Below are 26,369 nucleotides of genomic sequence, written 5' to 3'. Positions count from 1 at the left end.
TAAATGGAAAATAACACAAGGAAAAAATAATGCGATTACCTTTAAAAACATTACTGGTGCCAGTTCTGGCTCTCGCTACAACCGCTCAGGCAATCCCCAATATGTTGAGCAGTGGCTTTGGCCTGGGAGTCACCGAATATCTGATTACAAACCAGCAGAACGTCGTTTTCAGCCTCAATTGCACAACAAATCCAGATGCGCAGAACGTACTGCTGCACAGTGTTCTTATCGACCAGCCGGGCGGCAACCGTGTCGATTCTCGCGATGAGCAAACATCCATCACGGTGGTAATGGATGATCAGCCGCACCTGACAACAGGATTACACCACATGCAAAATTTACCTTTCCCCGAACCACGGGCGGCTCAGCTAGGCCCGTCACCAGTGCAGGTCTGGCAGTTGCTGCTCACACATCTGCTGGATAAACAATACGGCCTTACGCTCAACGACACGCCGTTTGGCGACGACAGCGTGATTCAGGCGCACATCAACGCCGGTATCTCCCTGTGCGACGCCGTCATGCCGACTATCAGTGAATCCAATATTCTCAGCACATTCGAACAGTTGCATCAGAGCAAAGCGGAAGTGTTTGAGCGGGGCATCATCAACGTGTTTAGAGGGCTATCCTGGGATTACAAAACTAATAGTCCCTGCTTCTTAGGTAAAAAGATCATCATCAACAATCTTGTGACACACAGCCGCTGGGGCTTCAGTCTGACGTGGGGATTTCGTCGCGATCAGTTAGTGGATCTGGAACGGATGCTGTTTTTACTGGATGGCAAATCGATACCTGATAATCGTGCTGATATTTCCATCAACCTGATGAATCACATCCGCGATAACCCTGGCAAGGATGTTTATGACGATACGTACTTCTCCATCCGCTACTTTCAGAAAGGCACTGCGCATCTCACGTTCAAGCGCCCTGAGTTAGTGGAGAAGATGAACGACATCATTGCTAAGCATTATCCAAACCAGCTTCTACTAACCAGCATTGTTAGATAAGGATACGCAAAGGAGCCGCGGAGCTTTTGGAAAAACCAACCATAATTAGGTTGGTTTTTTTATGTCTGTAGCACATAGCAACTACCTCTATTTTATAATTCATAGTACAAAATAAAATGCCTCACCAGATCTCTGCCTCATAGGGCATTATTCATAAATCCAGCACCTGATACCGTCAGTTTTTGACGCATGCATGTAACCCAACTTCATATAACAATCACCTTAGTGATAGGTATTTCTGGTATGGCATATCCTATGTTCATGGAGTTCGGTTTGTGCCACTTAAGCGGTCATTTTATTTACCAATGTCACCCTATCGGCGAAATGGCTATACTATGATGTGTCGATAAACAGTTTATATTTGTGGAGTAATTTTGAAACGTATACCACCAGAATTGTTTAAGTCTGAAATGAAACGAAAAGGCTGGACGCGCCGCGAACTGGCTATACGGTGGGGCAAATCAGAAACATGGATCAGCAAAATAGTGAATAATATAGAACGGGATCAACACTGGAATGACGCCCTCAATGGACTGCCTGAAAACAAAAAGCCCAGATAAACTATAGGTCACATTTTTATTGCAGAAAGGTGACCTATAGTTCATAATTCAACATTGAGAAACTATTTTCACTGACGCAGAGCTACCGGGCGGGCACCCGATAACCCTGCTTACCACAACTAACTATATAAGGTAGTTAATTATGGCTAAACGCGATAATAAAACAATTCACCGAATTTCCCAAGCTGAACGTTTTGGCAAGGTAGCTAAAAACGGCATTTCTTTAAAAGGAAAATGGTTACAGGAGGCGGGATTTACCTTCGGAATGCCACTAAAAATCCGGGTGATGCCGGACTGTATTGTTATTACAGCCCAGAACACCCAGGAACTCTGGCAATGCCTGGAAGGACTGAGCATTGAGCCATTTAACCCCAGTGCTGCTATTGATTGGATTAAGTATTATCCTGGTGGGTTGATGATTACCTAATAGACTAAAACATAAATGGACTACACCTTTAAATGTTGGATGGTTATCCAACATTTTGAGGACGATTCAGTCAGAGTAGTGCAAAAAAGCCATATTTGATTAGACTTATCTAAACGTTCAATTGGCCCTGATTCCATTATTCTAAGGGTTTTTCGGGCCAGTTAATATCTGACGCTGAATTAACATCAATGCGGTTCAATAATACTCTATATTTTTTTAACTCTGCTAACAGCGATTTTTCCTCATCACTCGACATCCCCAAATCTACAGCATCTTGTAACGGAGCGATCTGTTTACTTACAGTGAACATAAGTTGCTGTTTCTTATGTTCTGCTTGTTGTTGCTGTTCCCGTCTAAGCTTTATTTTATCACTTTCTGATATTATCCACTTTTCACTATCCCATTTGTGATAAACAGACGGTGCTTGCTTTGTAAGAATTGGATAACCCTCTTTATCACTGACGATAGCAAACCCGCGTGATTGACCGTCAAGCAATTCATTGTGTTTTTCTACTGTTATTTCAACACACACTTCATGAGCTTCATTATAAAAAACACATTCTTTTCTGGAGAAATAGACCATTTATACCCCCCAAAATAATATATGTACAACTTTGCCTGGATTCTCATCATTGTTGGGAGTACCTGCTTGATATTCAAATGTCGATAGTGTTGCAACGTACTAATGTGTGACCAGTTGATGTATTGATACTCGACATACTTGCAATATAGCCAAAAAACTTATTTTTAAAAGAAATTGGATAATTTACCTTTATCCATGATTGTTTACCTGATGTAACTTTAACCCATTGAATAATTACCCCCGAATCTCCACATTGCCACCAGCCATTTTCGGATTTTATGGCTGTATTTTGTAATGCAAGAGTACCACTTCTCTCTGGTGTTAATATATTGTAACGCCGCTGATTCTTGGGATCGTTAGAATAGATATGCAACAATTTCCCTTCAGAACCGTTAATTCCCAATATATATCCATCTTTCGATTTGAAATGCAATTTAGGAAAAGGAGTTTTACTGTCAATCAGTAAACTATCAACGGTTGCGGTTTTATTGCTAGAAATGCGTAAGAAAGTATTATCGCTCTCAGATTTAGCATAACTTCCCACATCTTCAGCATTCAAACTAATATCCCCGATCAACGGCTTCCCGTTAATTTTCCGGCTATTCGGCACCGTCCCTTTAGCCAACTCCACCATTTCCGATAAACCGATATTTTTTACAAATTCAGTTTTATTGAAGATGTCTGCTCCATTTTGATTTTTAGCGAGCTTATTATTGGCATTATCATTCACATCAGAAACAAGTTTCTGAGTTGCTGCAAGGGTATTACTGTTACCGGTCTTGTCTGTAAGTTGGGTGATGCCTTTTTCTATAAGTGTGGCGTCAGGAATCAAATCTTGAGTTGCAATCTCTCCCAGTCCTAAATTATTACGTGCTGCCGCTTTGTTATTAATATCAGATAAGTTATTAGCTTTCTGTAGAAATAACCCATTAGGATCTGCTAGTAGATTTTTCCAACCGGAAACTGATGTACTATCCGGATCTGTATTGTTATCTTCTACCCCATTCCACCAAATTTTACTTCCATCAGAACTGGCAACAATGGCCCCTTTAGGATAACCATCAATGGCAGCACTAAAGTCAGCATTATACGAATACAAGCCACCAGACATTGAATAACGTATTGCGGTAGTAATATCATTCAATATCCCGTTCATATCCTTGCCAGATGGAGGAATTCCACCAGCAGATATTGCTGTCATCGTTAACGGGGGGAAACCGCTCGGATACGTAGCTACTCCTTTTGCCAAGCTGCTTTCAGTTGATTTTGTTGCAATCTCGTTATAGTCTCCGGCGCTCGCAAACGGAACAGCAATAAGATTAGGTTTTTCAGTTGATTTCATTTGTTGGTATCCTTTGAACGATTGCGACACTGACACCAACCGGGTAAGGCAGTGCTCTCGATGTTTGAACAATTGCTAATTCTGCTGTTGATAGCTGAAATTCAAATACATAACTCATCTTCATATTTCCATCATCAGTGATATATGCACGTCCGCTATCGCTAAACATATAAACAAGCATTCTGTTGATGTTTGGTATAGTGCAGTCAGATATATTTGACATGGCTTTCATCATAATTAGCTTTCGGTACATCTGATCTGATAGCTCAATAGTTTTTGTTTTTGACTCCCCGGAATAAAATGGTGCTTGGTCAAATGGATTTGGATCTGTCGTTGTCGGAACATTCAGTAAAGCTTCACCAAAACCTATATATTTTACATTTTCATTAACAGTCAGCCGCCTGCTGACATTCACTATTTTTCCCCACACATCCAACCCGTAAGTGTTTGCTGTATCAATATTCCAAATCAGATCGTAAAATGTATTAATAAATTCAAAAGAGGAAACAGCGGCATTGAAACTTCGAATAAGTGAGTTGAGTTTTGGACTAGCGGCATACTGAGCAAGAATAGTTGCTCCCACATTTTCCATTTATGAACCTACTAATTTCACAGATATATTATCAACGTCAAGCGTTGGGATTTCATCAATACCAAAACTAATTGATGTTGAATAAGTAATACCGTCACGGCTAAGCGTAATATTGTAAATATCAACACTCGATGTATCTATGTTATAAACGCCTGAATAATATCTACCAGCAAATAATGTAGATGCTATTCTTGCTCGGGTTCCACCGTCTTCTCCGTTAAATGCTTGCGCTATAGCTGACTGAACCTGTGTTTCAATATCAGCAGGAAGGTAATCGCTATTAGCAAGTGAGACGTCAACATAGACACGAATGGGCGCTGGTATCACATATTTAATTTCATATTCGGGGTAAGGCTGAACATAGTTTTCATCATCCACAATTGTGTGAGTTGTATTTCCGTTCGTAGGAATACCTGGAGGCTTTTTCTTCCAGATTACTCTAGCGACATCCTCAGTCTTTCCCCCATACACAGCACTATAAATAGAGTTTGGCACCATTTTGTATTTTGATACCCCGACCGTTTTTACTACCGATGTATCATTTGAAATAACGTATGCGTCTGCCACACCATTTACTTCTAATACTGCGGCATAAATGGCATGTAATGAGTTTGTCGCATTTTTAGCAACAGATTGTTTACGACGATACTCAAAATTAGCGCGGGTTTCTTCATCAGTACCAGGTACGCCAGCACTCGCATTACTGATACCAGACCAGCCGGGCACCGAGCTATAAATCGTGTTCAAGTCATCAATTTGGCATGCTAACGGCCCTGATGTTGAGTTTTGGAAAACAACATCAACAGAGCCGCTGTCCGGGATCTTAACCTCTGTTATTGAATGATAAAGATACCCTTTTTTATCTTGAGCAATACTACCAATTGGAATAACTGTATTAACTAACCCAGTGCATGTTGCTGTTACCGTTGTTCCCGATGCTGGAATTCGATCTAAAAAATAAATTCGTCCGATAGCATCTTGAAAACGTCCGGTTGCATAATCCGGATTAATTTGATTGACGATAGCAAGTAACTGATCGTTCTTGTCAGCAATGATAGCCGCATCACTCATGGCTATTTGACCTTGCGGTGTTGTTAAGCTCGTACTCATTACACCACCCATTGCTGTAGCCAAATCATTTAGCCGCCCATTTAAAATATCAACCTCGTCGGGCACAGTTAGACCCGTCTTTGTAAAGGTTACACCTGGAACACTTGTTGTCAGTACTACAGAGTTAGTCATCAGAAATTTACCACCGTTGATTGATTGTTCGAGTCCGTTATTGTCATCATGCCCGCAATAGCTCTCTCCTTTCCATTTATAACTTTACAAGTGGCAGACTGAACATAAGGTAACTTCATTGCTTCTTGTTGCATTTTGCTGTTGATTAGCTGAGTTCCCGGCCAATATCCCAAAATTCGCTGGTAATAAGGAATACCCAATGCTGTGTCATACCAGCACTCACCCAGATATGTACTACAGGCACAAGCGACATCCTGCGCTACAGAATAGGGATTATCAGTAATGGCGATATTTCCAGAATCATCTAACGTTAAATCCCATGACTCGGTATCAAGAAGAAATGAACGAGTTTGCATTTTCGATTCCTATGGAAATAAAAAAACCGCAATTAAGCGGTGTAGATATGAAAAAACCCGCACTGTTGGCGGGTTTATTGACGACTACTCAAAAAATTTTAAGCAGCTTGACGATGATTCTTACGCTTTCCTTGAAGCTCAACTTTTGGCTTATGCTCAAACATTTTTGGGGCAGCTTTTATCAACAAGTCAATAGCTCCACCCACAGCAGTATACACCTGCTGCGTATCAAATTTTTTGATATCTTTAATGGCTGCTTTCTGCTTTGACATAATGACTCCTAAGAGATTTTCTCTCCAATAGCTTTGAGCCTGAGCCCATAAGGGGTGTTCACATTAACAAAGTTTTCTCTTGCACAAAAAACAAACTAATATTTGTTAGTTTTCGTATGCTATCACTATAAACTCTAGTGTCTAGTCTTTTTTTTATCAATCTTTGATTGTCTTGAATATTGTTTCAAACGTATCAATATCAGCCTCCATAATGTAACCACACTTCATCATGTTAAATCCATAAGATGAGTAATAGGAGATTACTTCTTCAACAGGCTCAATGATACGGATATATTTACCCTGTGCAGATTTACAAAACATGTAAGCAGCCATCAGAGTAAGTTGAAACATTTTCCCATTTAAAGGGTGTTTTGCGTCATCACGATAGAAGTTCTCTATCATATGAATTTCAAAACTTTCCTCATCAATGGAATATGTACATAAAGCTAGCCCAGAAGGAGGTCCTTGCACATTTCCACATTCTACCAGCTTTAAGCAAAATTCAAATTTATCTTCTCTGTTTCCTACCCTAGACAAACATTCATCCCAGTTTAGTTCGCCGTATCCGCGAGAAAGGATTCTGTAATCATCATTAGAGATATCCCCTACAGCAAGGTTAAGCTTAAGCTCATCAACAATAATCTGCATGCTATTTCTTACCACATGCCCGATCTGCTCAAGATTAAACATTCTTTATCTCTCATTTTTAATTGGTTGATATATCTTACAGCTTTTTGTGATTATTTCATATGCTATTTAACTTTTCTTGCCATTAAAACGTGCACTATTTAACAATGACAAGTGAGTTAACAATTAACCCCAAACCAAGGATGGCTATATCCACCAACGTGACTAAGGTTTATAACTTACCGTTCTCTATACTTTATTCTCTAAACTTCAGCTAAAATAAATAATGTTGACTTCAATGTGATTGACTTTATAGTACAGAACCATTGCTTCTATCTCTATATCAGTCAAAAGAAGCTCTTTTCCAAGTCGCACATACTCGTAACCTTTTCCAGTTTCACAGTTCAACTAATACTGTTACCAGTTAAAACAATGACCGAGAAAAATAAAAAATTTACCTGGGTTTCACAAAGATTTCTTAGTTTCTTCATTTCTACATATTTATCATCCTTATTTACAGCTTTAACTATCTTACGGTTCCATCGAATGTTGCATTTCCACCGTTACCCTCCACCACCTTGAATAATCGCACCATTTAATATAATAGATGGTGAGTTCATTGTGATTGAATTTGATGAAGTAATTTCCGTTGTCGGAGCGACTACGTTAATTTTATTCGGTGAAACAATATTTATCTGATTATCTACGAATTCAACATATTGTTGTGGTTCTGCGTTTAAAACTCCACCCAGATAAATTGCGTCTGAATAATTGTGTGTTCTTTTTGAGCCCGGCAACGCCGGCGCTTTTGTTGCTCTGACGCTGCTAATGTCACGATCACAGATAGCAATCAAACCAATATCACCAACCACAGGATTCATAATGACAGCACTGTTACCACGCTGGAGACTAAATACTGGAACAGTATAGATTATTCCATTCTCGATTTTTCTCCCTGCTCCCGTCATATTATGTACCATCGGCTTTACATCTACGGTTTTCCCGCTCGATTTAATAACAAGGCCCAAAGTGATAAAAACATGCTGACTAAGAAACTGCCTCATGACAAAATCAAAAGCATTCGCTTCAGTGTTTATGTCCGTTGGTTTTGTTGTCAGCTTTGCCATTGTTTTTATCCTCTGTTTTCACTGGAGTGCCACTAAAAGATGTATGCCACTGACCACCATCAAGCCAGGAGGTAAGGTAGTGTTCCGCCCCTGTTATCAGATAAGTGCCGCTAACGTTCGGCAAAGAGGTTTCTATTTTTACCTTACGACCTAAAATAATTTCATTACTGAAAAGGGTAGTTGCTGTTATTCCCACGCCAGTAAATATGGGATAGCCAATTAGCCCATATTCTGGAGACGTAAGTAGCAGTTTTTCAACTTTCGGTTGACCATGAGGCCAAATAGTCACTTTATCAATCCCGAAGTCAGTGTCTATATCTAGCGCATTTGCCACCTGTTGGATTTGATTAACAACATTTCCTGTATAATGAGGATTGGAGATAACACCTGTGGCACCATAATTTTCAACCGTCAGATCCGCTTTTTTAGCCATCGCAGTAATAATATCGATAATATCCACATCTCCCGATGCAGTGAACGGTTCAACTTCCTTTGCTCTTAGGCCAAGCATCATACTGGCCGTTATCGTCAGGGGAGTATCGGGTAACTGATTAAAATCTGCATAAGCATTACTGATAAAACCCTCAAATATAGCATTACCATCCACCCATACACGCATTAAGTTGAATTTCTCACTACCAATCCAGATCCCGCGATAACTCAACGTTGCCATTTGGCTGGTTGTTAAGCCCCAGATTTGTAATGTTATTTGTGTCCCTGATATGCCGCCCCACGCCGCCATGTTGACATAAGCGCGTGCGTTTTCGATAGTCAGTATATTGTTACCGCTATCATCAAATGTCTTGCCGTCAACTAGCTGAAATTCAACTGTGATATTGTGTTGTTTGTACGTCACTGAGTCACCTCTCCTGGAAAAAGGTAATATAATTTGTAGCGTTGCCCTAGCTCCTCCCAATGGGGATCAGATAAACCATCCAGATCAGCAAAAAACAATTCACCCTGGAACCGTAAATAACTGTAACGGACAATTTTATTGCAGTTGAGGCACACAACTCCCTGTAGCACAGGTTTATCATTGACGGTTAAATCCATATATAAACCTGTGCCACGTTGATTGAGGCGTATCATGCATGACTGCTCATTCAAGGTCACAGTGAACTCCTGAGCCTTAGCCGCCCTGATCGCTATTTCAATCACGTTAATTTCCTCGATAATTCTTCTACTGCATCATTAAGATGGTTGGTGGCACTCAATACAGAATCATTTAATGGACCAGTAATCGTCTCTGTTGCACGCTTGAAACCGGATGAAACTTTATCAGCAACTTGCGTTGCAGCACTGGAAACGGATTTTTTCAATCCGGTCAGAGCCTTTTTGACATCGGATAGTGTGGCATGTTTTGTTGAACCTGTTGATTGTTCGGTATTTTTACTTGGGCCTTTTGCTGTCTCATTCTTTGTTGTATTCGACTTGTTAGCAACATTGCTGCTCATTTTCACTTCGGCAATGTCTTGTACCGCCTGGAAAACTGCGGTCACAATCAGTAAGGTAACACCGTTATCCTGCCTTATTCGAAAATCGTACTTAATCAAATCATAACTTGTGTACGTAGTATCAGGTGTTTCAATGTCGTAAATTTCAGCACTGGATACCATCTTATCTAACGCTTCAAGAACATCAGAACGGGACGTCAGGGTGAGGTTTGTTAAGTTAGGCACGGAACCAGAAAAACCGGTCCATCCCTCAAACGAAAATGTCACATGGACTTCACCGGGCCGCTGCACTTTGTTGTATGATGTATAGCCGCCTTTCTCTATCGGCGCAGTAGTGATTGATGCCTCTCGTGTGACTTCTACTGCAATGAATGATGCGGGCGTAAACGGCTTATCACCCACTCTCTGCCCGAATGCATAATAAATACCATATCCAGGAGATATCATACTGTTAACAGCAGATAGCAGGTTGCCGCTACGGAACGCACTAAGTACCGTTGTTTGATTGAGAGAAAATGCCATTATCCAGTTACCCCCGTTGAATAGCTTGTTGCCAGCGTTGATCCACCTATTTTCTGCCGGGCATCGTCAACCACGCCTTTTACATTGTTAGCGTTAGAGCTGACTTGAATAGTTCCGATGTGGTAACTTTCAGAAACAGAAGAGGTACGGTTGTTATTTACCGTATTCGAATAACGCTGAGCGGCCACATGAGCCCCCGGTTGTGGCATATTCGCCAATACCTTTGGGATATAATTACGGGTTTCTTTTGGCACAGCGCCCAATCCTTTCCGCATGACATTTCCCTGTCCCCAGTTATAAGCCGCCAGTGCTTTACTTAAATCGCCGTCAAACATTCTCATTAGCTGAGATAAATATTTTGCCGCGGCTTCCGAAGATTTTACCGGATCAAAAACATCATCATCCATTAACCCAAAATGTTTGGCCGTACCTGGCATAAACTGGAATAAGCCTTTAGCATCCGCACTAGATACAGCATATTGATTGCCCCCCGATTCCGTAATAGCAACACTACGTAACAAACCCTCCGGTAACCCGAACTGCTGCTCAAGTTGTGCTAATTTTGGTGATAGCCAACCCAGTAATTTCATACCGGTAGTGTTCGGTGACATTTCAGCGGCTGCAACTTGAGGAACGAGCGAATCAATCAGTTTATTAATTGAATCGGTCAGCTTATCTAACGCAGTTTTTAACCAATTATTGCTGTATTCCAACCGCTGCTGTCGTTCATCCTCGGCCCGAATAATACGGTCGTTTTCACTGCGTTTTTCTTCCTCTTTGACCTCCTTGATTAAGGTCGTATCTGGCTGAGAGACTTTACCATCCAGTTTTGCCTGATAGGCTTCATATTCTTTTTTACTAAAAAAAGGCGTCCAGTCGCTTGCCAGATACAATCCATATGAATCCAGTGTATTTTTTGTCTCTTCTCCAACAATCGAAGTCGCGACTGACTCCACAGGATCATATAACGCATATGTGATAGAACCATATATTCCGGCCTTCCCAACAATCCCTTTTCCCGGTAATCCGCCACCTTTCCCCATTTTCAGCATGGACGAAGCCGCGCGATAAATTCCCCATAACCACCCCTCAAACTTCAACCCGATCAGACAAATGATGACATTACCCCAACCGCCTACCGCATCCGTGGCCTGATTAGCGACTGAAACAATAAAACTCATCTTATCGAGAAAACCGCTGACCGCTTTTTTAATCTCCTTTGGGTGCTTATTCATCCAATCAGCTAAATTTTTTAGCCAGATATTGAAATCATTGATATATGGTAAAAGGGCATTAAACAGAATGTAGCCTGTTTTCTCAAAACTCTGGCTTATCTCTGTCCACTGTTCACGAAAACGATGCGCGGCGGCAACAGATTTATCATCCACACCCGAACTGGCTGTAAATTTATCCACATCTTTGAGTGCGTGACCGGATGAGAACCACTGTTGCGCGGCGTACCCGAACCCAAATTCACCACCGTAAGCTTGCTGTTGATCTTTATTAAGCCTGGGAAAAACACCCGTCAGCTTACGGATGATGGATTCGGTGCTTTCTGAGGCAATATCAATATCCACACCCGCTTGTGATGCCGTTTTTAACAGCGTCTCAAGAGCCGGATCAAGCGCAACACCTGATTTTAGTCGGGCTTTAGCATCATTAATGCGTGAAAATGCCCTCACAATCTCATTTGCACTGACCCCGAATGCTTGACCTGCTTTTGTCCCGCCATCAAGCGCTCTAGCCGACATGCCGAACGCATTAGCAGCAGTACTTAACTGATTGAGATTGCCGGTAAAACTGGTCACAAAACTTTTCAGTCCACCGAGTGAGACCGTGACACCCGCCAAAGCCAAGATCTGGCTCTTTATGCTGGAAAAGAAAGAGGAAGCTTTCTTTCCTGCCGCCTCCATTTCTTTTGCCACTCTTTCGGTTTTCTTACCGGTTTTGTCTAATGATTTGCTGGTTTTCTTTTCACCATCATTAAACGAGTCAACCAGTTTTTGCATAACCTGAGCCAACCCACCGATCCCGGCAATCACAGCGGTTTCACCTGCGCTAAATTCAGCCGCATCAAGCCCCAGCGTTATAACAAGTTCATCTATAATGTTTGCCATCAGTTTTTACCCTGCTGTAAAACGTAAGCATTGTGATTATCGACCTGAATAATCTCTATTAACTGCCAAAGGTCCTCCACGCCATAAACTGTATCCAGTTCATAGAGCGTTGCTTTTCCTGATGAGATAACGGTCGCTATTGTACCTGGGACATTTGTATAACCGACGATACCGAATGGTCTTGAGATGCTGGAATAGCGCGGTGGGATTACGATTGGTTGGCGGTTTTGAAAAAATCCACGTGTAACTTAAGCACCTCTGCACGTAATTTCAGCCGGGTAACAATTTCTTCAATGTCACTGTCGATCAGTTCGCGTTTGATTTTTTTATCTGCCGGATTCGGAACCATCTGCACACAACCCATCAGTTCATCAAGTAGTGGCCTGGCTTCATCAGGAGCAATGCGAGAAATTGCTTTCAATCCAACCACCGCTAATGCAGCCATGCCTAAATCCCAAAAATTATTAGGGATATCCAACCCCTCTCTCCCCATTGCCATCAACGCACGAATAGCCCACCATTCAGCCTGCGAAGCGGGCATTTCCTGAATGTAAAAAAGCTTTCCTTTATCGCGATTATCATCATTCATAGCGATGAAGGTTTCTTTACGTGCCATTAGCTATATGCCTCACCTGTTATTGATTCCCACTCAATGACGGCCTGCGCCGCCTGTAAAACCTTTCCTGCGTCCGGCATGGTTTTCCATTGCTTCAGAACGCCGTTTACTAATGTGTATTTACGCCCGATAGCCGGAAGAATAACCGTTGCATTACATCTGAACACAGCGACGCTAGTACGTGATGTCGTCGCCCAGGTATCAAAAATAGTGCGACTTTCCGAATCAGGCATAATATGAATCGTCTGATTGATATTGCCGTAGATAAAACCCGCTGACAGTTTACCGTCCGCCCCACGTACCGTTTCAGCCAAATCCAACGCCTCAGTTTCGAAAATGTTGTCGGCGGCAAATCCCTGTAATTGCACACCAGACGGGTATAAATTGGTCACAGTCAGGGTAATTACCGCATCAGCAGAAGTGATTGTGTCTGACATTATTGAACCTCCGTAGATGCCATTTCGAATTTCTGAATACTGCCACCGTCGCAATACCACAGTGTACAGCTTGGGCTGGTGCGATTTGCACGCATAGAGGCAGACATTTCCCCAACATACAAGTAATAACCCTTCGCGATTATTGACGTTGAAACGTCAGATCCCACAGCGTTAATAATTTCCAGTTTTTGTGCAGCCGATAATGTTACGCCTGATCGGATACCGCCCCACAACTTAAACCGCTGGATAACATCACTCATTGAGGCTTCCACCAGCGCACGGCCAGCCGTGTTATAAGGGATAGTCTTGTTGGATTTGAACAAGGCAATAACCGCGCCTTGCAAGTTCGCATTCAGCCAGATTTGACCACAGAAGGAATCTAGCCACTTAAAATCACCGGTTATTGTGCCATCAGCCCAATAATTTTCGGTGATATTATTGGCGGCATAATTGCCATAGAAGTTATACCCATTAGCAATCAGCGCATCATAAACATCAGAATCGATCACATCAGGACTGAGGCCGTTCAATTCTCTGAATTTAAACGGAACACGCCCCTCAGTTCGCTCAAAATCCAGCACCGCCGCATAACCCAATACTGCTGCCGGTCTCATATTATCAGAGCAGAAAACAGGAACGACACCCCCGTAGCTGTGAATGACAATAATTTTATGGGCGATAGTTTCCTGACTGCCTTTCACTTTTGCCGTGCCGCTTGTTGTCCAAGCAACATAGAAATAGCGATATACCTGACTACTAGCCCATGCGGATAATGCAAGATGCTGTTCATCTGTACATTCAAATACCGTCGTAAAACCTGCCCATTGCTGAGACTGCGTTTTAATCACAGCGAATAGATCAGGAACCGCCGACACTGTAGCCCCCTGAGAAACCGTTGCCCCTAGTGCGCCAGTGAACTTAAGAGCCTCGGCCCCATCACCAGTACCATAGGTGATATTTGTATCTTCCGGTTTAATGCTGGCAGAGGCGACATTGATAATGAAAGCCTTACGGGTGGTATCGAACACAACCGTTACTGTCTTGCCAATCGCGGTTTCAATGCTCTTTGCTGCATCCGCAAAGGATTTAACCCCATCAAAATTGATTGCGGCATTTATTGCTGTGCCATTGATATTGAATTTCAACGCACCAGATATTTTTTGCAGATCGGTAATAGCTACTCCATTAAAAGAACCTGAGCGTAACCAGGCCGATACTGCCGCTTGATTAAATCGGGAAAACAGCAATTGACCGGGCGTCTTTGTACAATTGTTGTACCCTGAAAAATAAATAGCCGCCATGCTATATTCTTCGGATGCACCACCGAAATATGCCGCCACATCCTCTTTAGTCGAGAACGACAACACCGCACCAACAGGTGCATATATATTATCTGTCAGTAATAACCCATTGAGATCAACAGCATTACCCGCTGCCGACAGCACCCCCGGATTAATTCTCACGTCTTTACTGATTGGAATTGCCATGAATAGACTCCACTGTTTTAGTGTTCAGCGTAATGCTGTCGAAAAATAGTTGTTCTGTTGTCACAACGGGGTTGATTTGAGCAGTAAATTCAAATGTCCAACGCGACTCATACTGCTGTTCACCATTAATCATCGTTGTCTGAATCGGGTCGCTGGCATAGAGTGGTGCCATATCGATACCTGATCTCTTGAATAGCTCACTCGCATATTCAGTACGCACCATCGTTGCAATAATGTGAGCATCCTCATGAGCGAACTGACCGTAACAGTCAATTTGACATGTCCAGCGTGTCGTCCGAGTGATTAGATTCTCCCCCATACCTGCCGCTGTTGGTGCGTTATAGATCACTACACTTGTTGATAAACCAGCGCTGTTCAATGGTGTCATAACAATAAAATCGCTATCTGGCATCGGTGAGCGATTTATTTGAGACAAAATAACGCTACGCCTAGGTATTAAGGCCATTAAAAAACCGCGTAATGCGGTTGTTATATCGTCTTGCGTTACATTTATCGTTACCACTATTGTTCCCCTCGCTGCAATGTAACAGCGAATTTGCACCAGTCCGGCCACTCTTCCAAGATCTGCGCTATCAACCACTCTTCACCATTAATAATCAACAGATCACCCCCTTGCTGTCTGGGGCAGTTGACGGCATTAAAATTGCCATTCACATAAGCCGCTTTGAGCATGCCCTGAATATTCAAGCCATTCGTATGTTGTAGATCAGTAAAAGTCAGTGGCTGGATTTGTGCGGTAACGGGTGTTGTGATGTAGCGCGGGACTTGCTTACCACTGGGTGCAATATCATATCCCACACTTATCCGTATCTCTCCAGGTGAGTGCGGATTAACAATCCCGACAGCACCAGATACAATATTATGAAGATTCATTCACTCCCCCCATCAACCACATAATCAACACTGTTCAGCATGTGTTTGGTGTCACGCAACGGGGCGTCAAATCCCTTTTTAGCTATAGTTGATTCCGCATTGCCCGGTGAAGTGAAAGAACGAATAGATTGTTGAATTTGCCCCTTGATAACTTCCCCGGTCATCCGTAACGCTGCATCCCCATTCATTAGCATGTTCGTTGATAGTGTTACGAAAAAACGGACGGGGCGACCTATTACGCCTCGGATCGCCAATCTCGTTACTGATTGCCACCATTGCTACCGAAGTGCCATCGGGATAAGTCGCGTCTTTGAAAAAACCAAAACGTAATTTTTTGCCTTCACCTATCTTTTTGGCTAATTGCTTTAAATAGCGTTTTGCTGCATCACCGCCCTTGATACTATTCGACATTAGCGCCTCTATTGAGTCCGTGGATAGTAATATGACGGATAGTGAGAGGGAGAGCTGCCGGGGACGTAACGCATAGTTCTATATTGCTCTGTTGCCTGCCAGTACATAGCCCCGTATTTTGTCTGCAAAAACCAAGCAGCACGTTCACTCACAACGCCCATATCAGCCGAAACGGAAACAGATCCCTCGCTTGCGCTGCTAACTCGCCCCACGAGCGGATTGGCCGCTGTTCCGCTAACAGATAAACGATTAAGTTCGGCAATATGAGCAACAAGCATATTCAACAACAGTATTCGTTGTTCAAGATCACTAACTGGGCTTTGGGCCGTATTGTTAAGATAGAGTGTTGCTTCAATAAAATAGGTATCCAGCAGGACATCACTGACAGAAGAAAACTCCGGGTAACGAGTGCGAAATTTCACGACATCAAAAACGACAACAAAGCCCATTAGCTTAATCCTCTTCTTTTCGCTGCTCGATATTCTTACCCGGTTTTTGGGGATCGATAGGTTCTAACCCGTTCTTTAACCCGGCTTTTTCCTCAGCTTCCGTCCGAGCCTCTTTGAGTTTTTCCTGGGCAAAAATAAGCCCATTTTTGACTAATTCCGTATCTGCATAGAGTTCCAGATATTTGTCAAAAAACGCTTTATCAACATCATATGTCAGCCCATAACCACCAATAATTGTTGATGAATTTATCCCGTTTAGCGTCACGCTATTCCCATCAATTTCAATCGTTAACCCGTGAGGCAATTTACACCCCACAATGACTGTCACCATTTAAACCCCCAACATTTGTGCAATAGCGTGTGGATAACGAATAATCGCACCCCACGTACCGGCTGATTTCTTTTGTTTAAAACTGGATGAGCTCACAACAACCGCGTGTGCCCGCATTTTTTCAGTAAATGAGGCATAAGCCGTTTTTTCACCATCAAGCGTATCAGCAATCAATTGAACCAGTTCCCCCGCTTCCGTACTGTATTCAACCGCCGTTTCAATCGTCAGATTCGGAAAATTCTTTTTCAATTGATCGGTAACATTAACGTTGTACTGGTTAGTTTTTGTCAGATTGACTTCCGCTGTTGGCGACATGCAAAGTTTCAATGGCTCTGTTCGTTCCACCAACCCTTCTGTTTGTTTTGTAAGCTGTTTAAATAGGCGTTGGGAAATATCGTCATAAATTGCCTGCCCGTCTTTGGTTTCCCACGTTGTACCATTGGATTTTCCGTTTGCAGCCGGTACCACCGGTGCGCTTAATCCCGGATCATTCAACAGTCCATAGTTTTTAAGCCCCGCAATACCATAGAAATAAGACTTGTTCATAAACTTGTTTAGGGTTAATGCGCTTGCGGTGTTAAGTTGCGCTGCTCGATTGATACGGGCCATACCGTACATATCCAGCTCACGCTCCCCCCAGACAGTAAATGTTTGGAAATGATAGCTCTGGCGTTCCACCCAATTCACGTTAGCGTCTGACATGCCGTTATTGCTGTGATCACCGTATGAGCTCACTTCACCCGTTGATTCTTCAACCGGGAACTGGGTTGTCAGCGTTGTCCAGTCACCTTTTTTATTTTCACCGATAATTTCAGCCGCTCTCATCGGCGTGACCAACACACGAACCAACTCAGGATCGAGATAGTTAGTCAGATACGCAGGAACACCGGCGTTACTCACGGTCACCATAGCTGGCTGTGCATCCATAGCTAACGTATAGTTACGAGCATATTGGGGATTTAAGTAATCGACGGCCTGTGGTACTACAATGCCGTATTCCCCTTCAATATATTGAAAATCTGTGTGTCGTTTCTTAGCTCCAGGTCCACTTTACGTCCATCTATTTTATTTTTATGGGCATCAATGGACACTACCTGCACCGCCGCATTCCTTCTAGTTCATCACTGAAACTACTTAACCTGAAGCACACCGCAATCTGTACCTGATTTTGTTACGTGTAGATCCCTTTACGATCCGATGAGTAGGCGCTCATTCTTTAGATAATGTGACGTTCTTGCTTGTACTCCCACTACGAAACGGTATGATTCTGCTAAATGTCTTTCAATTTATGCTGACGCTTTTCCCCGATTAAAAAGCTACATGTGGAGGTGTCATCCGCGATGATGGGTGTAGGAATGGGCTTCTGGATATTTTTTATTACACTAGTTGTTATCTGTCTTTTGTGTTCCAAAAAGAAAAAATCAACTTCAACCAGATCGAACGGCAGAAACATCAGTAAATCAAATAACTCATCCCAGCAAAAATTTCCTAATAAACCAGCCAATAACGTGACAAACATGTCTTCTCGGTATCCACAGGCACCCGACGATGACGAACTGGCAACCTTCACTCTCGTTAATGGGATAACTGTTGAATACAGTACCAGTTGCGAGCAGCCGCGTGAAACCGCAGCCCGACGTAACACGACGCCAGCGCGGTGGATCAAACCGGGAGAAAGCATCACCATTCAAAATATCGTCATTAATAATGGTAACTTTTATTTTGGCGGACAGTTAAAAACATATTCATCAAGAGAATATGGATATTTTTATAATGATGGTTCAGATGCCTCTCTGGTCAACGATGCATTGCCCATCCAGTCCATAACAAGACATTACGAAGATGAGTCGCTGGGATACTGGCCTAGCTTTTCAACACTATCTCCACGCTGCCGCGGCGCTTATCTTGACTGGCTGGCAAGCGACCGAAGCGATGCGACCTGCCCCATAGGCTATGTTTTTATCTATTTTTACGGTCTTGAGCGTCGCATACTGGCTGACGGGATGCAGGAAGCCATTTCTGATAATGAATTCAGAGCGTTATTTGAAGAGGTATCGCGCCTGAGGGCCATATTTCAGTCGAATAACTCCTTCCGTCGTTATTCGACTCAATTAATAGAAACAATGTCGCTTCTCCGGCCTGATGTCATCTTCATACAGAATGAAAACGAATACTTTGCCTCGGGAAGCTCGCTGCTATTTCGGTTTCATCTGGCCACAACTGTTGCTCAGGGAGGGCCTATTTCAGCAGATCTAGCTCTGGCATGGGTAAAATATTATACCGAATATACGCTACGAACTCCGGCGCGCCGTTGTGCAGAAGAGTTTGCCGCCCTGTTTAAACAACGCTACGTCAAAAAATTTGGTGAGGGTCTTGTGGTTAAACCGAACAAGACCCGGTTGAAACTGGATTATGCCTCCGCAAACAGTACGCTCCGGGGGATTCGTATTGAGCTTCCTGATCTACCTGATCCCAGTGTATTAAGAGCTCCGGTAAAAAAACTGATACAAATTGCGGAATCCTGTACCAACGCTCTGGATGCCTACAGCCGCTATCTTGGTAAAAAGGACACCTCACGTAGCGATGTCGCCGCCATTATGCTCCTTCCCGATGAAATCCTTACTAAAGATGCAGAACAAATGTTCGCTGGTTTTAAAAGCTGGGCTAACGAAAGGATTCTGGAAAATTCAGGACTAACAACGGTTGCAAGCTTCTGGGCCCGTCTGGATATGTCAGTGCCAGACAAGATCAATAAAAAAGAAGCGGAGTTGATGCAGAATTTCGCTCAGCGGGCAGGTTACGGCATAGTACCAGATATGCGTTATCATTATGTCAAACCGGAACCAGACGGTAATATTGTTTTATTTGCAGAGGGACACGGTGAATTCTTCACACCTTCCACAGAATTCATGTCCGTTTCTGTGGCGCTCCGGTTAGGCGCAATGGTTGCGCAAATGGATAAGAATGTTGACGTCGCTGAGCAAGCTGCACTGGAAAAAGCGATTGAGCATAACAACACGTTGTCGCCAACAGAAAAACGCTCGCTGCACGCTTACCTGATCTGGCGACTTAATACTCCTGCCAGTATGGCGGGCCTAAAAGCCAGAATCGAGCAGCTTAACGATAAAGAGAAATCGGCTATCGGCAACGTTATTATCAACGTCGCCTGCGCCGACGGTAAAATTGATCCGGGAGAGATTAAACAGCTGGAAAAAATTTACTCCAGCCTTGGGCTGGACAGCAGTACCGTTACCAGTGATATCCATCGTCTGTCAACAGCAGAAAAAACATCGCAGGTCACGTCAAGTGTGAAAAGTTCATTTTCTCTCAATGAGAATATTCTTGCCCGCCATGAATCGGACACGACAGACGTTCGTCAGTTGCTGAGCACAATCTTTGTCGAAGATGATCCCGAAGAAGTACCACCAGTAGACATTCCGCCACACTCGACCACTGGCCTTGATGAAGCGCATAACCAACTGTACCAACGTTTGCTGGAAAAAGAACGCTGGGCGCGAAACGAAGTTGCTGAACTATGCCAGCAATTTAACCTGATGGTGGGCGGCGCAATTGAAGTCATTAATGACTGGTCATATGAACTGGTTGACGCCCCGGTTCTCGATGACGACGATGATATTTACGTTGACCTGGAAATCGTACAAGAACTCAAAGGATAATTTATGTCTGGCATTCGCATCCGTCTTAAAGAAAGAGACGCTATTATTCAGTCACTGAAGTCAGGTGTTACACCTAAAATAGGTATTCAGCATATTCAGGTTGGCCGGGTCAACGAGATAAAAGCGTTGTATCAGGATATCGAACGCATCGCCAATGGCAGTGCAGTATTCCGTCTGATTATCGGGGAATATGGTTCAGGTAAGACATTCTTTTTAAGCGTCGTTCGATCAATTGCTTTAGAAAAAAAGCTGGTGACGGTAAACGCCGACTTATCCCCGGATCGCCGTATCCATGCTTCAGGCGGGCAGGCGCGGAGCCTCTATTCTGAGCTGATGAAAAATTTATCCACCCGAAATAAACCGGATGGCAATGCTTTACTAAGCGTGGTTGAGCGCTTTATTACGGAAGCCCGAAAGAAAGCAGAAAGCACAAACACACCGGTTCCGGTCATTATTCATCAAAAACTCACCACACTGTCCGAAATGGTTGGCGGTTATGATTTCGCTAAAGTAATTGAGTGTTACTGGCAGGGTCATGAGCAGGATAATGAGGTTTTAAAATCGAATGCTATTCGCTGGCTGCGAGGCGAATATACCACAAAAACCGACGCACGGAACGATCTGGGCGTACGCGCCATTATTTCTGACGCCTCTTTCTACGATTCGTTAAAGCTGATGAGCCTGTTTGTCCGCCAAGCCGGGTATGCCGGTCTGCTGGTCAATCTGGATGAAATGGTGAATCTGTACAAGCTCAATAACAGACAGGCCCGGGTCGCTAATTATGAGCAAATACTGCGTATCCTGAATGATTGCCTTCAAGGAACGGCAGAGCATATTGGTTTTCTGCTTGGCGGCACACCGGAGTTCCTATTTGATCCGCGTAAAGGGTTATACAGCTACGAAGCTCTCCAGTCGCGGCTGGCGGAAAACAGCTTTGCTCAGCGAGCAGGAGTGATTGACTATTCATCCCCTTCTCTGCATTTAGCCAGCCTGACGCCGGAAGAACTCTACATTCTGTTGAAAAATCTTCGTCACGTTTATGCTAGCGGTGAAACGGATAACTATCTGGTTCCCGATGATGCGCTGACAGCATTTTTACACCATTGTAGTAATACCATCGGCGATGCCTATTTCCGCACACCGCGAAATACGATTAAAGCATTTCTAGATATGCTCGCCGTGCTGGAACAAAACCCGAACATTCACTGGTCGCAACTAATTACCAGCGTAGCTATCTCAGAAGAAAAACCCTGTGATATGGATGAAATATCTTCAGGAAATGATACCGACGAGGACGGTCTGGCCGATTTCAGATTATGATGAATGAATACCAGCGGCTGGATCCACGCATACAGAAGTGGATATATCGACAGGGATGGGTTGACCTCCGATCTCTGCAAAAAAAAGCGATCCCACCGATATTAGCGGGGGATCGGGATGTGCTGATCAGCGCCGCCACCGCTGCGGGTAAAACGGAAGCCTTTTTCCTGCCCGCTTGCTCTGCTATCGCGGATATTCAGGACGGTTTCGGTATTTTATACATTAGCCCGCTTAAAGCTTTAATTAACGATCAGCACCGGCGACTGGAAAGCCTAGGAGATGCACTGGAGATGTCTGTCACACCCTGGCACGGAGATGTGGCACAAAGTAAAAAACTAAAAGCAAAGAAAAATCCTTCCGGCATTCTGCTTATTACCCCGGAGTCGCTGGAAGCGATGCTGATCCGCAACACTGGCTGGTTAAAACAGGCTTTCGCGCCTCTTGCCTATATAGCCATTGATGAATTCCACTCCTTCATCGGCTCTGAGCGAGGTATGCAGCTCCTCTCTCTGCTGAACCGGATCGATCATTTACTGGGAAAAAAGGTGAACAATCCGACTCCCAGAGTAGCATTAAGCGCGACGCTGGGAGAGCTGGGAAAAGTACCATTATCCCTGCGGCCGAATCAGTGCCTGCCCTGCGATATCATCACCGACACTCAGAGCCATGCCACATTACAACTTCAAGTAAAAGGTTATCAAGAGCCGTTATCAACCACCGGGAAAGAACAGCTACTTCCGGCAGAGACACAAATCTGTCACGATATTTTTCGATTCTGCCGTGGTGATTCCCATCTGGTGTTCGCCAACAGCCGTAAGCGTACCGAAAGTATTGCCGCTACGCTCAGCGATCTCAGTGAAGCGAACATCGTTCCCAACGAGTTCTTTCCTCACCATAGCTCCCTGTCCAGAGATCTGCGCGAAACACTTGAGCAACGGCTTCAGAAAGGCAACCTGCCCACCACCGCCATCTGTACGATGACGCTGGAACTGGGCATCGACATCGGTAAAGTCAGTTCCGTAGTACAGGTCACTGCGCCACATTCTGTTGCCAGCCTGCGTCAGCGCATGGGGCGTTCTGGCAGGCGCGGCTCTGCCGCAGTGCTGAGAATGTTGATTCCCGAACATGAACTGACGCCGACGTCAGGCATTATTGATCAACTGAGGTTACAGCTAGTCCAATCGCTGGCAATGATACGTTTACTCATCGGCAACAAATGGTTTGAACCGGCCGATACCCGACAGATGCATTATTCCACACTGTTTCATCAGATTCTGGCAATCGTCGCGCAGTGGGGTGGCGTGCGCGTGGATCAGCTCTGGTCGCATCTCTGCCAGCACGGACCGTTTCAGAATATCAGTACTGATGATTTTAAAATGCTGTTGCGGCATATGGGGGAACACAATTTTTTAACACAACTCTCCAGCGGCGAGTTAGTACTAGGTCTTGAAGGCGAACAACAGGTTAATCAGTACACTTTCTATGCCGTATTCCGCACACCTGAAGAGTTTCGTATTGTCGCAGGCAATAAAACGTTAGGTTCGATTCCTGTGGATTCGCCATTAATACCTGAACAGCATATTATTTTCGGTGGACGACGCTGGAAAGTGACTGATATCGACAGCGATAAAAAGGTGATTTACGTCGAAGCAACGAAAGGAGGACAGCCGCCTCTATTTGGCGGTGAAGGCATGTCCATACATGATGTCGTCCGGCAGGAAATGCTCACCATCTATCGGGAGGGCGACTACAGGATTACAGTTGGTGAACGTAAAGCCGACTTTGCCGATACCGCTGCCAGAAATCTCTTTGAAGAAGGCCTGTATAGTTTCTGTAGCAATAACCTTGCATCAGAATGCCTTATTCAACAAGGGCAGAATGTTTGCATTTTCCCTTGGCTAGGAGATCGAATCGTAAACACGTTATCGGCATTGCTGATTCATCGTGGTTTCAAAGCTGGAGCGTTTTCTGGTGTTATTGAGGTTGAAAAGACCACTGTGGCGGAGGTTATACAAGCGTTAACCAGCATGCTTCGTGAAGGTCTGCCATCCGAAACCCGTCTTGCCGAAAGTGTTCCGGAGAAATACCTTGAGAAATATGACCAATATCTACCCGAAGCATTGCTCACTCAGGGATACGGATTAAGAGCTTTCGATGTTGAAGGGACTGCTCAGTGGATACAAAAACAAATCCAGAAGACTCTATGAAAGATTAGTTGCCTAAAGAGATTATATAACTCTCACACATCCGCTCGGGTCAACGAATCTGAACAAATTATCATCACATAGCTACTTTGCACCTCCAACACTCTTAACATTTAACATAATATCCCTTTACATTAACTAAACTTGGTCAAGCGCTGAGATTTAAAGGCTAGCATGATGCTAACAAGTTATTAGAAACGGTGAAAAATATATATATAGAGGTTGACATTAAGACTTTCGATAATAAATATCATTACGCAATAATAAATGGCGATGAAATTCAATCCCATAGATATTCAAACTATCTTGAAGGGTAATACACTATCTGACAGGTATTTTATTCGCCATCATCCCGCTAATTTTATCTAGCCAGAGCTGGTTTTATCAGCCCACACTAGCGACAGGATTGTTTGCTGGCTTGATAAGTTTGTTTGTCCCATTTCTGATTATGCAGCCGGCATTTGGATTCGGTCTGGCTGCGTCAAAAACCCCAGTCCCCATGAAATCACGAACGATGAGCCTATTAACTCACACTCTTATGGATTAGGGCTTTATCTCACAGCAAAAATTATAAACCTGGTAATATCATAACGACACCTGACGTTTTTATATTTTTCATGTATATAAAGGACGTTTCAATGAAAATCATAATAGAATAAATTATCAATCAGTTACCCCGTTAACGACCTAAAAAAGGATTAACGGGATCGGAAGGAAATTAATATTGTAAGCTAAAAATCTTATTGATAGGCAATGTTCTCAAACTTATCAACATCAACCATAGTAGCTTCATCTCTGGATACTTTGACCATTCGTCAATGACAATAATAATGTTATGGAATTGATACATAATTCAAATGCATCATCAATTGCTTTTTGCAATAATTATCCTTTAACTTTAGTTATATTTATATTTCAATGCTGTAATGAATCAAACTGGTCAAGATGAATCTGTTAATCTTGTATTTTCAATTTGAAATCGGGATGTTACTATTCAATATATTGACTCAATTATATTAGGAGTATTACCAATGCTAAAACCTATTGGAGTTGTCTTAATCTCAGCTATTTTAACAGGATGTGGAACTTTTGGCTCTCGTGTAACTCACGGCTATGAATGCAAAGTCTACCCAGCAACTCAATTTGATATACAAGGTATTAAGGAAGGCTACCCATTTTCAAGCCTGATAGACCTTCCATTCTCGATAATCACAGATACACTTATACTTCCGTGGGATACTCATCGTTTATATACTGATGAAATATGCAAAAAAACACACCTTTAAACTATGCTAAATTATATTAGCCAACACCCGATAAAATAAGCTAAACCGGATAATAACAGACAATGGTTAATTTAATTCCCAACGAACATTCTACAAAAACTGCTCCCGATGTATAGATTGATATCCAAGATTATGGAAGCAGTTCATTAAGTAGCTTTCAATATAATTTTTCTTCAACTCCAAGGCTAGAGTATATTAATTCCCCCCTGTAATAACGTATTAATTAATATCCTATTGCAAACCAATATGAGCCTAATTGGTCACGCCCAATTGTAGCATTGGTAGAATTAAATCCATAAACTACTGAATAGTTATCCGAAGGAACCCCATTGGCATAGACACTAACTTGCATAGATAAGCATACATTGGGAAAAGGTATTGGATATGTTACTGTAATTCTTCCAGCTCCCCCATTCGGATTATACCCCCACTGATAAATTATTCCGGTATCGCCACATTTCCACCAACCGTTTGCGGCTCTTAAGGCGGTGTTTTGAATGAGATTACTCATGGGTTCTCCTTAGTATTAATAATTAATCTTTTCTTCAAAAGAGATCTACCGACTAAATCATTTAATGCAATAGATTTAATTTCATAAATCATGCATTGATAATACACTTTAACTATAGTAGTTATTAAATGAAGTATGATGAATTATTTTTATCGCTAATAGTGATTAACCATTACGGAGTAATTAATATTAATAAATAATTTTGAAGACAAAAAATATACAAAGCTATTTATTAATAATATTAGGAAGCTACCTTCCCACTTCCTACCGTTTTCCCTGCGTGATGTCCCATGTACCTGTCACATAAATATGGACGCAGCAGTATAAAAAAGAAAAATTTATCATAATTCTCACAATATCAATATGAAATGAATGTATTGCCATGCAAAAAAATAATAAAAACAATATATTTAAATACAAAACATCAATAAATCGGCATTGAATTATTCATTATTATTAATAAATAACAATTATTTCCCCATCTTTTGCTACAAAACCACCAACACTACTTCAACAGATTT

Annotated in this window: 31 protein-coding genes; 8 read left to right on the top strand and 23 right to left on the bottom strand. The window is 42.9% G+C overall.

Features of this window, described 5'->3' with window-relative positions:
- The first annotated feature begins 29 nt into the window (after nt 1-29).
- From EAE93_RS05815 to EAE93_RS05805, 3 genes are all read left to right on the top strand, one after another.
- Nucleotides 30-1,004 (top strand): DUF4942 domain-containing protein, encoded by a 975-nt coding sequence (locus EAE93_RS05815; RefSeq protein ID WP_250150896.1) that lies wholly within the window; start codon nt 30-32, stop codon nt 1,002-1,004.
- A gap of 374 nt (nt 1,005-1,378) precedes the next feature.
- Nucleotides 1,379-1,564, top strand: a complete 186-nt coding sequence (locus tag EAE93_RS05810) for a helix-turn-helix domain-containing protein (protein ID WP_021324738.1) — start codon at nt 1,379-1,381, stop codon at nt 1,562-1,564.
- A gap of 142 nt (nt 1,565-1,706) precedes the next feature.
- Complete coding sequence (locus tag EAE93_RS05805) at nt 1,707-1,991, top strand: SymE family type I addiction module toxin (protein ID WP_144408096.1); 285 nt, start codon at nt 1,707-1,709, stop codon at nt 1,989-1,991.
- 136 nt (nt 1,992-2,127) lie between these two features.
- Here EAE93_RS05805 and EAE93_RS05800 read toward each other — a convergent pair whose 3' ends face one another.
- The 22 genes from EAE93_RS05800 to EAE93_RS24390 all read right to left on the bottom strand — a co-directional run bounded on the left by EAE93_RS05800 (nt 2,128) and on the right by EAE93_RS24390 (nt 18,369).
- Nucleotides 2,128-2,574: a tail fiber assembly protein gene (locus EAE93_RS05800; protein WP_214039285.1), complete on the bottom strand. Its 447-nt coding sequence runs from the start codon at nt 2,572-2,574 to the stop codon at nt 2,128-2,130.
- A 73-nt stretch (nt 2,575-2,647) separates the two neighbouring features.
- Nucleotides 2,648-3,916 (bottom strand): phage tail protein, encoded by a 1,269-nt coding sequence (locus EAE93_RS05795; RefSeq protein ID WP_250150895.1) that lies wholly within the window; start codon nt 3,914-3,916, stop codon nt 2,648-2,650.
- A complete protein-coding gene (locus EAE93_RS05790; protein ID WP_214039283.1) occupies nt 3,903-4,508 on the bottom strand; it encodes a DUF2612 domain-containing protein in 606 nt (201 codons plus the stop codon). The genes EAE93_RS05795 and EAE93_RS05790 overlap by 14 nt, the downstream gene beginning before the upstream one ends.
- Nucleotides 4,509-5,750: a baseplate J/gp47 family protein gene (locus tag EAE93_RS05785; protein WP_040149383.1), complete on the bottom strand. Its 1,242-nt coding sequence runs from the start codon at nt 5,748-5,750 to the stop codon at nt 4,509-4,511. It abuts the gene before it with no gap.
- Nucleotides 5,750-6,106: a hypothetical protein gene (locus EAE93_RS05780; protein ID WP_040149381.1), complete on the bottom strand. Its 357-nt coding sequence runs from the start codon at nt 6,104-6,106 to the stop codon at nt 5,750-5,752. The genes EAE93_RS05785 and EAE93_RS05780 overlap by 1 nt, the downstream gene beginning before the upstream one ends.
- A 98-nt stretch (nt 6,107-6,204) precedes the next feature.
- Nucleotides 6,205-6,378, bottom strand: a complete 174-nt coding sequence (locus EAE93_RS05775) for a hypothetical protein (protein WP_011147570.1) — start codon at nt 6,376-6,378, stop codon at nt 6,205-6,207.
- Nucleotides 6,379-6,534: 156 nt separating this feature from the next.
- Nucleotides 6,535-7,068 (bottom strand): hypothetical protein, encoded by a 534-nt coding sequence (locus EAE93_RS05770; RefSeq protein WP_044467030.1) that lies wholly within the window; start codon nt 7,066-7,068, stop codon nt 6,535-6,537.
- Between the two features lie 500 nt (nt 7,069-7,568).
- Nucleotides 7,569-8,132, bottom strand: coding sequence for a Gp138 family membrane-puncturing spike protein (locus EAE93_RS05765; RefSeq protein ID WP_052739573.1), 564 nt, complete (start codon nt 8,130-8,132; stop codon nt 7,569-7,571).
- Nucleotides 8,092-8,988, bottom strand: coding sequence for a baseplate hub protein (locus tag EAE93_RS05760; protein ID WP_040149379.1), 897 nt, complete (start codon nt 8,986-8,988; stop codon nt 8,092-8,094). Before EAE93_RS05760 ends, EAE93_RS05765 begins: the two co-directional genes overlap by 41 nt.
- Entirely contained in the window at nt 8,985-9,290 is a 306-nt protein-coding gene (locus EAE93_RS05755) for a phage baseplate plug family protein (RefSeq protein ID WP_011147574.1), read from the bottom strand. The genes EAE93_RS05760 and EAE93_RS05755 overlap by 4 nt, the downstream gene beginning before the upstream one ends.
- The gene (locus EAE93_RS05750; protein WP_040149378.1) at nt 9,287-10,108 is read right to left on the bottom strand and encodes a phage baseplate protein; all 822 of its coding nucleotides are present in this window, start codon (nt 10,106-10,108) and stop codon (nt 9,287-9,289) included. Before EAE93_RS05750 ends, EAE93_RS05755 begins: the two co-directional genes overlap by 4 nt.
- Complete coding sequence (locus EAE93_RS05745; RefSeq protein WP_036810545.1) at nt 10,108-12,225, bottom strand: lytic transglycosylase domain-containing protein; 2,118 nt, start codon at nt 12,223-12,225, stop codon at nt 10,108-10,110. Before EAE93_RS05745 ends, EAE93_RS05750 begins: the two co-directional genes overlap by 1 nt.
- 208 nt (nt 12,226-12,433) lie before the next feature.
- Nucleotides 12,434-12,841, bottom strand: a complete 408-nt coding sequence (locus EAE93_RS05740) for a hypothetical protein (protein WP_036810548.1) — start codon at nt 12,839-12,841, stop codon at nt 12,434-12,436.
- Entirely contained in the window at nt 12,841-13,278 is a 438-nt protein-coding gene (locus EAE93_RS05735; protein WP_036770760.1) for a phage tail fiber protein, read from the bottom strand. The genes EAE93_RS05740 and EAE93_RS05735 overlap by 1 nt, the downstream gene beginning before the upstream one ends.
- Nucleotides 13,278-14,765, bottom strand: coding sequence for a DUF3383 domain-containing protein (locus EAE93_RS05730; protein ID WP_214039281.1), 1,488 nt, complete (start codon nt 14,763-14,765; stop codon nt 13,278-13,280). The genes EAE93_RS05735 and EAE93_RS05730 overlap by 1 nt, the downstream gene beginning before the upstream one ends.
- Nucleotides 14,746-15,288 (bottom strand): phage neck terminator protein, encoded by a 543-nt coding sequence (locus tag EAE93_RS05725; protein WP_036810555.1) that lies wholly within the window; start codon nt 15,286-15,288, stop codon nt 14,746-14,748. The genes EAE93_RS05730 and EAE93_RS05725 overlap by 20 nt, the downstream gene beginning before the upstream one ends.
- Nucleotides 15,288-15,659: a hypothetical protein gene (locus EAE93_RS05720; protein WP_040149373.1), complete on the bottom strand. Its 372-nt coding sequence runs from the start codon at nt 15,657-15,659 to the stop codon at nt 15,288-15,290. The genes EAE93_RS05725 and EAE93_RS05720 overlap by 1 nt, the downstream gene beginning before the upstream one ends.
- A gap of 78 nt (nt 15,660-15,737) precedes the next feature.
- On the bottom strand, nt 15,738-16,070 hold the full coding sequence (locus EAE93_RS05715; protein WP_052739440.1) for a hypothetical protein: 333 nt from the start codon (nt 16,068-16,070) through the stop codon (nt 15,738-15,740).
- Nucleotides 16,071-16,078: 8 nt separating this feature from the next.
- Nucleotides 16,079-16,519, bottom strand: coding sequence for a DUF4054 domain-containing protein (locus tag EAE93_RS05710; RefSeq protein WP_214039280.1), 441 nt, complete (start codon nt 16,517-16,519; stop codon nt 16,079-16,081).
- 4 nt (nt 16,520-16,523) lie between these two features.
- A complete protein-coding gene (locus EAE93_RS05705) occupies nt 16,524-16,850 on the bottom strand; it encodes a hypothetical protein (protein ID WP_214039278.1) in 327 nt (108 codons plus the stop codon).
- Complete coding sequence (locus tag EAE93_RS05700; protein ID WP_036810567.1) at nt 16,851-17,858, bottom strand: major capsid family protein; 1,008 nt, start codon at nt 17,856-17,858, stop codon at nt 16,851-16,853.
- Nucleotides 17,859-18,120: 262 nt separating this feature from the next.
- Nucleotides 18,121-18,369, bottom strand: a complete 249-nt coding sequence (locus tag EAE93_RS24390; RefSeq protein ID WP_228999002.1) for a hypothetical protein — start codon at nt 18,367-18,369, stop codon at nt 18,121-18,123.
- Here EAE93_RS24390 and EAE93_RS05695 point away from each other — a divergent pair.
- The 5 genes from EAE93_RS05695 to EAE93_RS05675 all read left to right on the top strand — a co-directional run bounded on the left by EAE93_RS05695 (nt 18,368) and on the right by EAE93_RS05675 (nt 25,337).
- Nucleotides 18,368-20,527, top strand: coding sequence for a tellurite resistance TerB family protein (locus EAE93_RS05695; protein WP_250150894.1), 2,160 nt, complete (start codon nt 18,368-18,370; stop codon nt 20,525-20,527). The genes EAE93_RS24390 and EAE93_RS05695 overlap by 2 nt on opposite strands.
- Before the next feature lie 3 nt (nt 20,528-20,530).
- The gene (locus EAE93_RS05690; RefSeq protein WP_214039275.1) at nt 20,531-21,847 is read left to right on the top strand and encodes an ATP-binding protein; all 1,317 of its coding nucleotides are present in this window, start codon (nt 20,531-20,533) and stop codon (nt 21,845-21,847) included.
- A complete protein-coding gene (locus tag EAE93_RS05685) occupies nt 21,844-24,054 on the top strand; it encodes a DEAD/DEAH box helicase (protein WP_214039274.1) in 2,211 nt (736 codons plus the stop codon). The genes EAE93_RS05690 and EAE93_RS05685 overlap by 4 nt, the downstream gene beginning before the upstream one ends.
- A gap of 313 nt (nt 24,055-24,367) precedes the next feature.
- On the top strand, nt 24,368-24,598 hold the full coding sequence (locus EAE93_RS05680; RefSeq protein WP_332008442.1) for a DUF2938 family protein: 231 nt from the start codon (nt 24,368-24,370) through the stop codon (nt 24,596-24,598).
- 484 nt (nt 24,599-25,082) lie between these two features.
- Nucleotides 25,083-25,337 carry a YceK/YidQ family lipoprotein gene (locus tag EAE93_RS05675; protein WP_214039273.1) on the top strand — a complete coding sequence of 85 codons (255 nt, stop codon included), beginning with the start codon at nt 25,083-25,085 and terminating at the stop codon, nt 25,335-25,337.
- Between the two features lie 223 nt (nt 25,338-25,560).
- Here the strand turns inward: EAE93_RS05675 and EAE93_RS05670 are convergent, their stop codons facing one another.
- On the bottom strand, nt 25,561-25,848 hold the full coding sequence (locus EAE93_RS05670) for a gp53-like domain-containing protein (RefSeq protein WP_036777560.1): 288 nt from the start codon (nt 25,846-25,848) through the stop codon (nt 25,561-25,563).
- Between the last annotated feature and the right edge of the window lie 521 nt (nt 25,849-26,369).

The organism is Photorhabdus akhurstii (assembly GCF_018448925.1).
In the GTDB taxonomy this organism is placed as follows: Bacteria; Pseudomonadota; Gammaproteobacteria; order Enterobacterales; family Enterobacteriaceae; genus Photorhabdus; species Photorhabdus akhurstii.
Note: the sequence above shows the minus strand (reverse complement) of the source record. Positions and strands in the feature narration are given on the sequence as shown.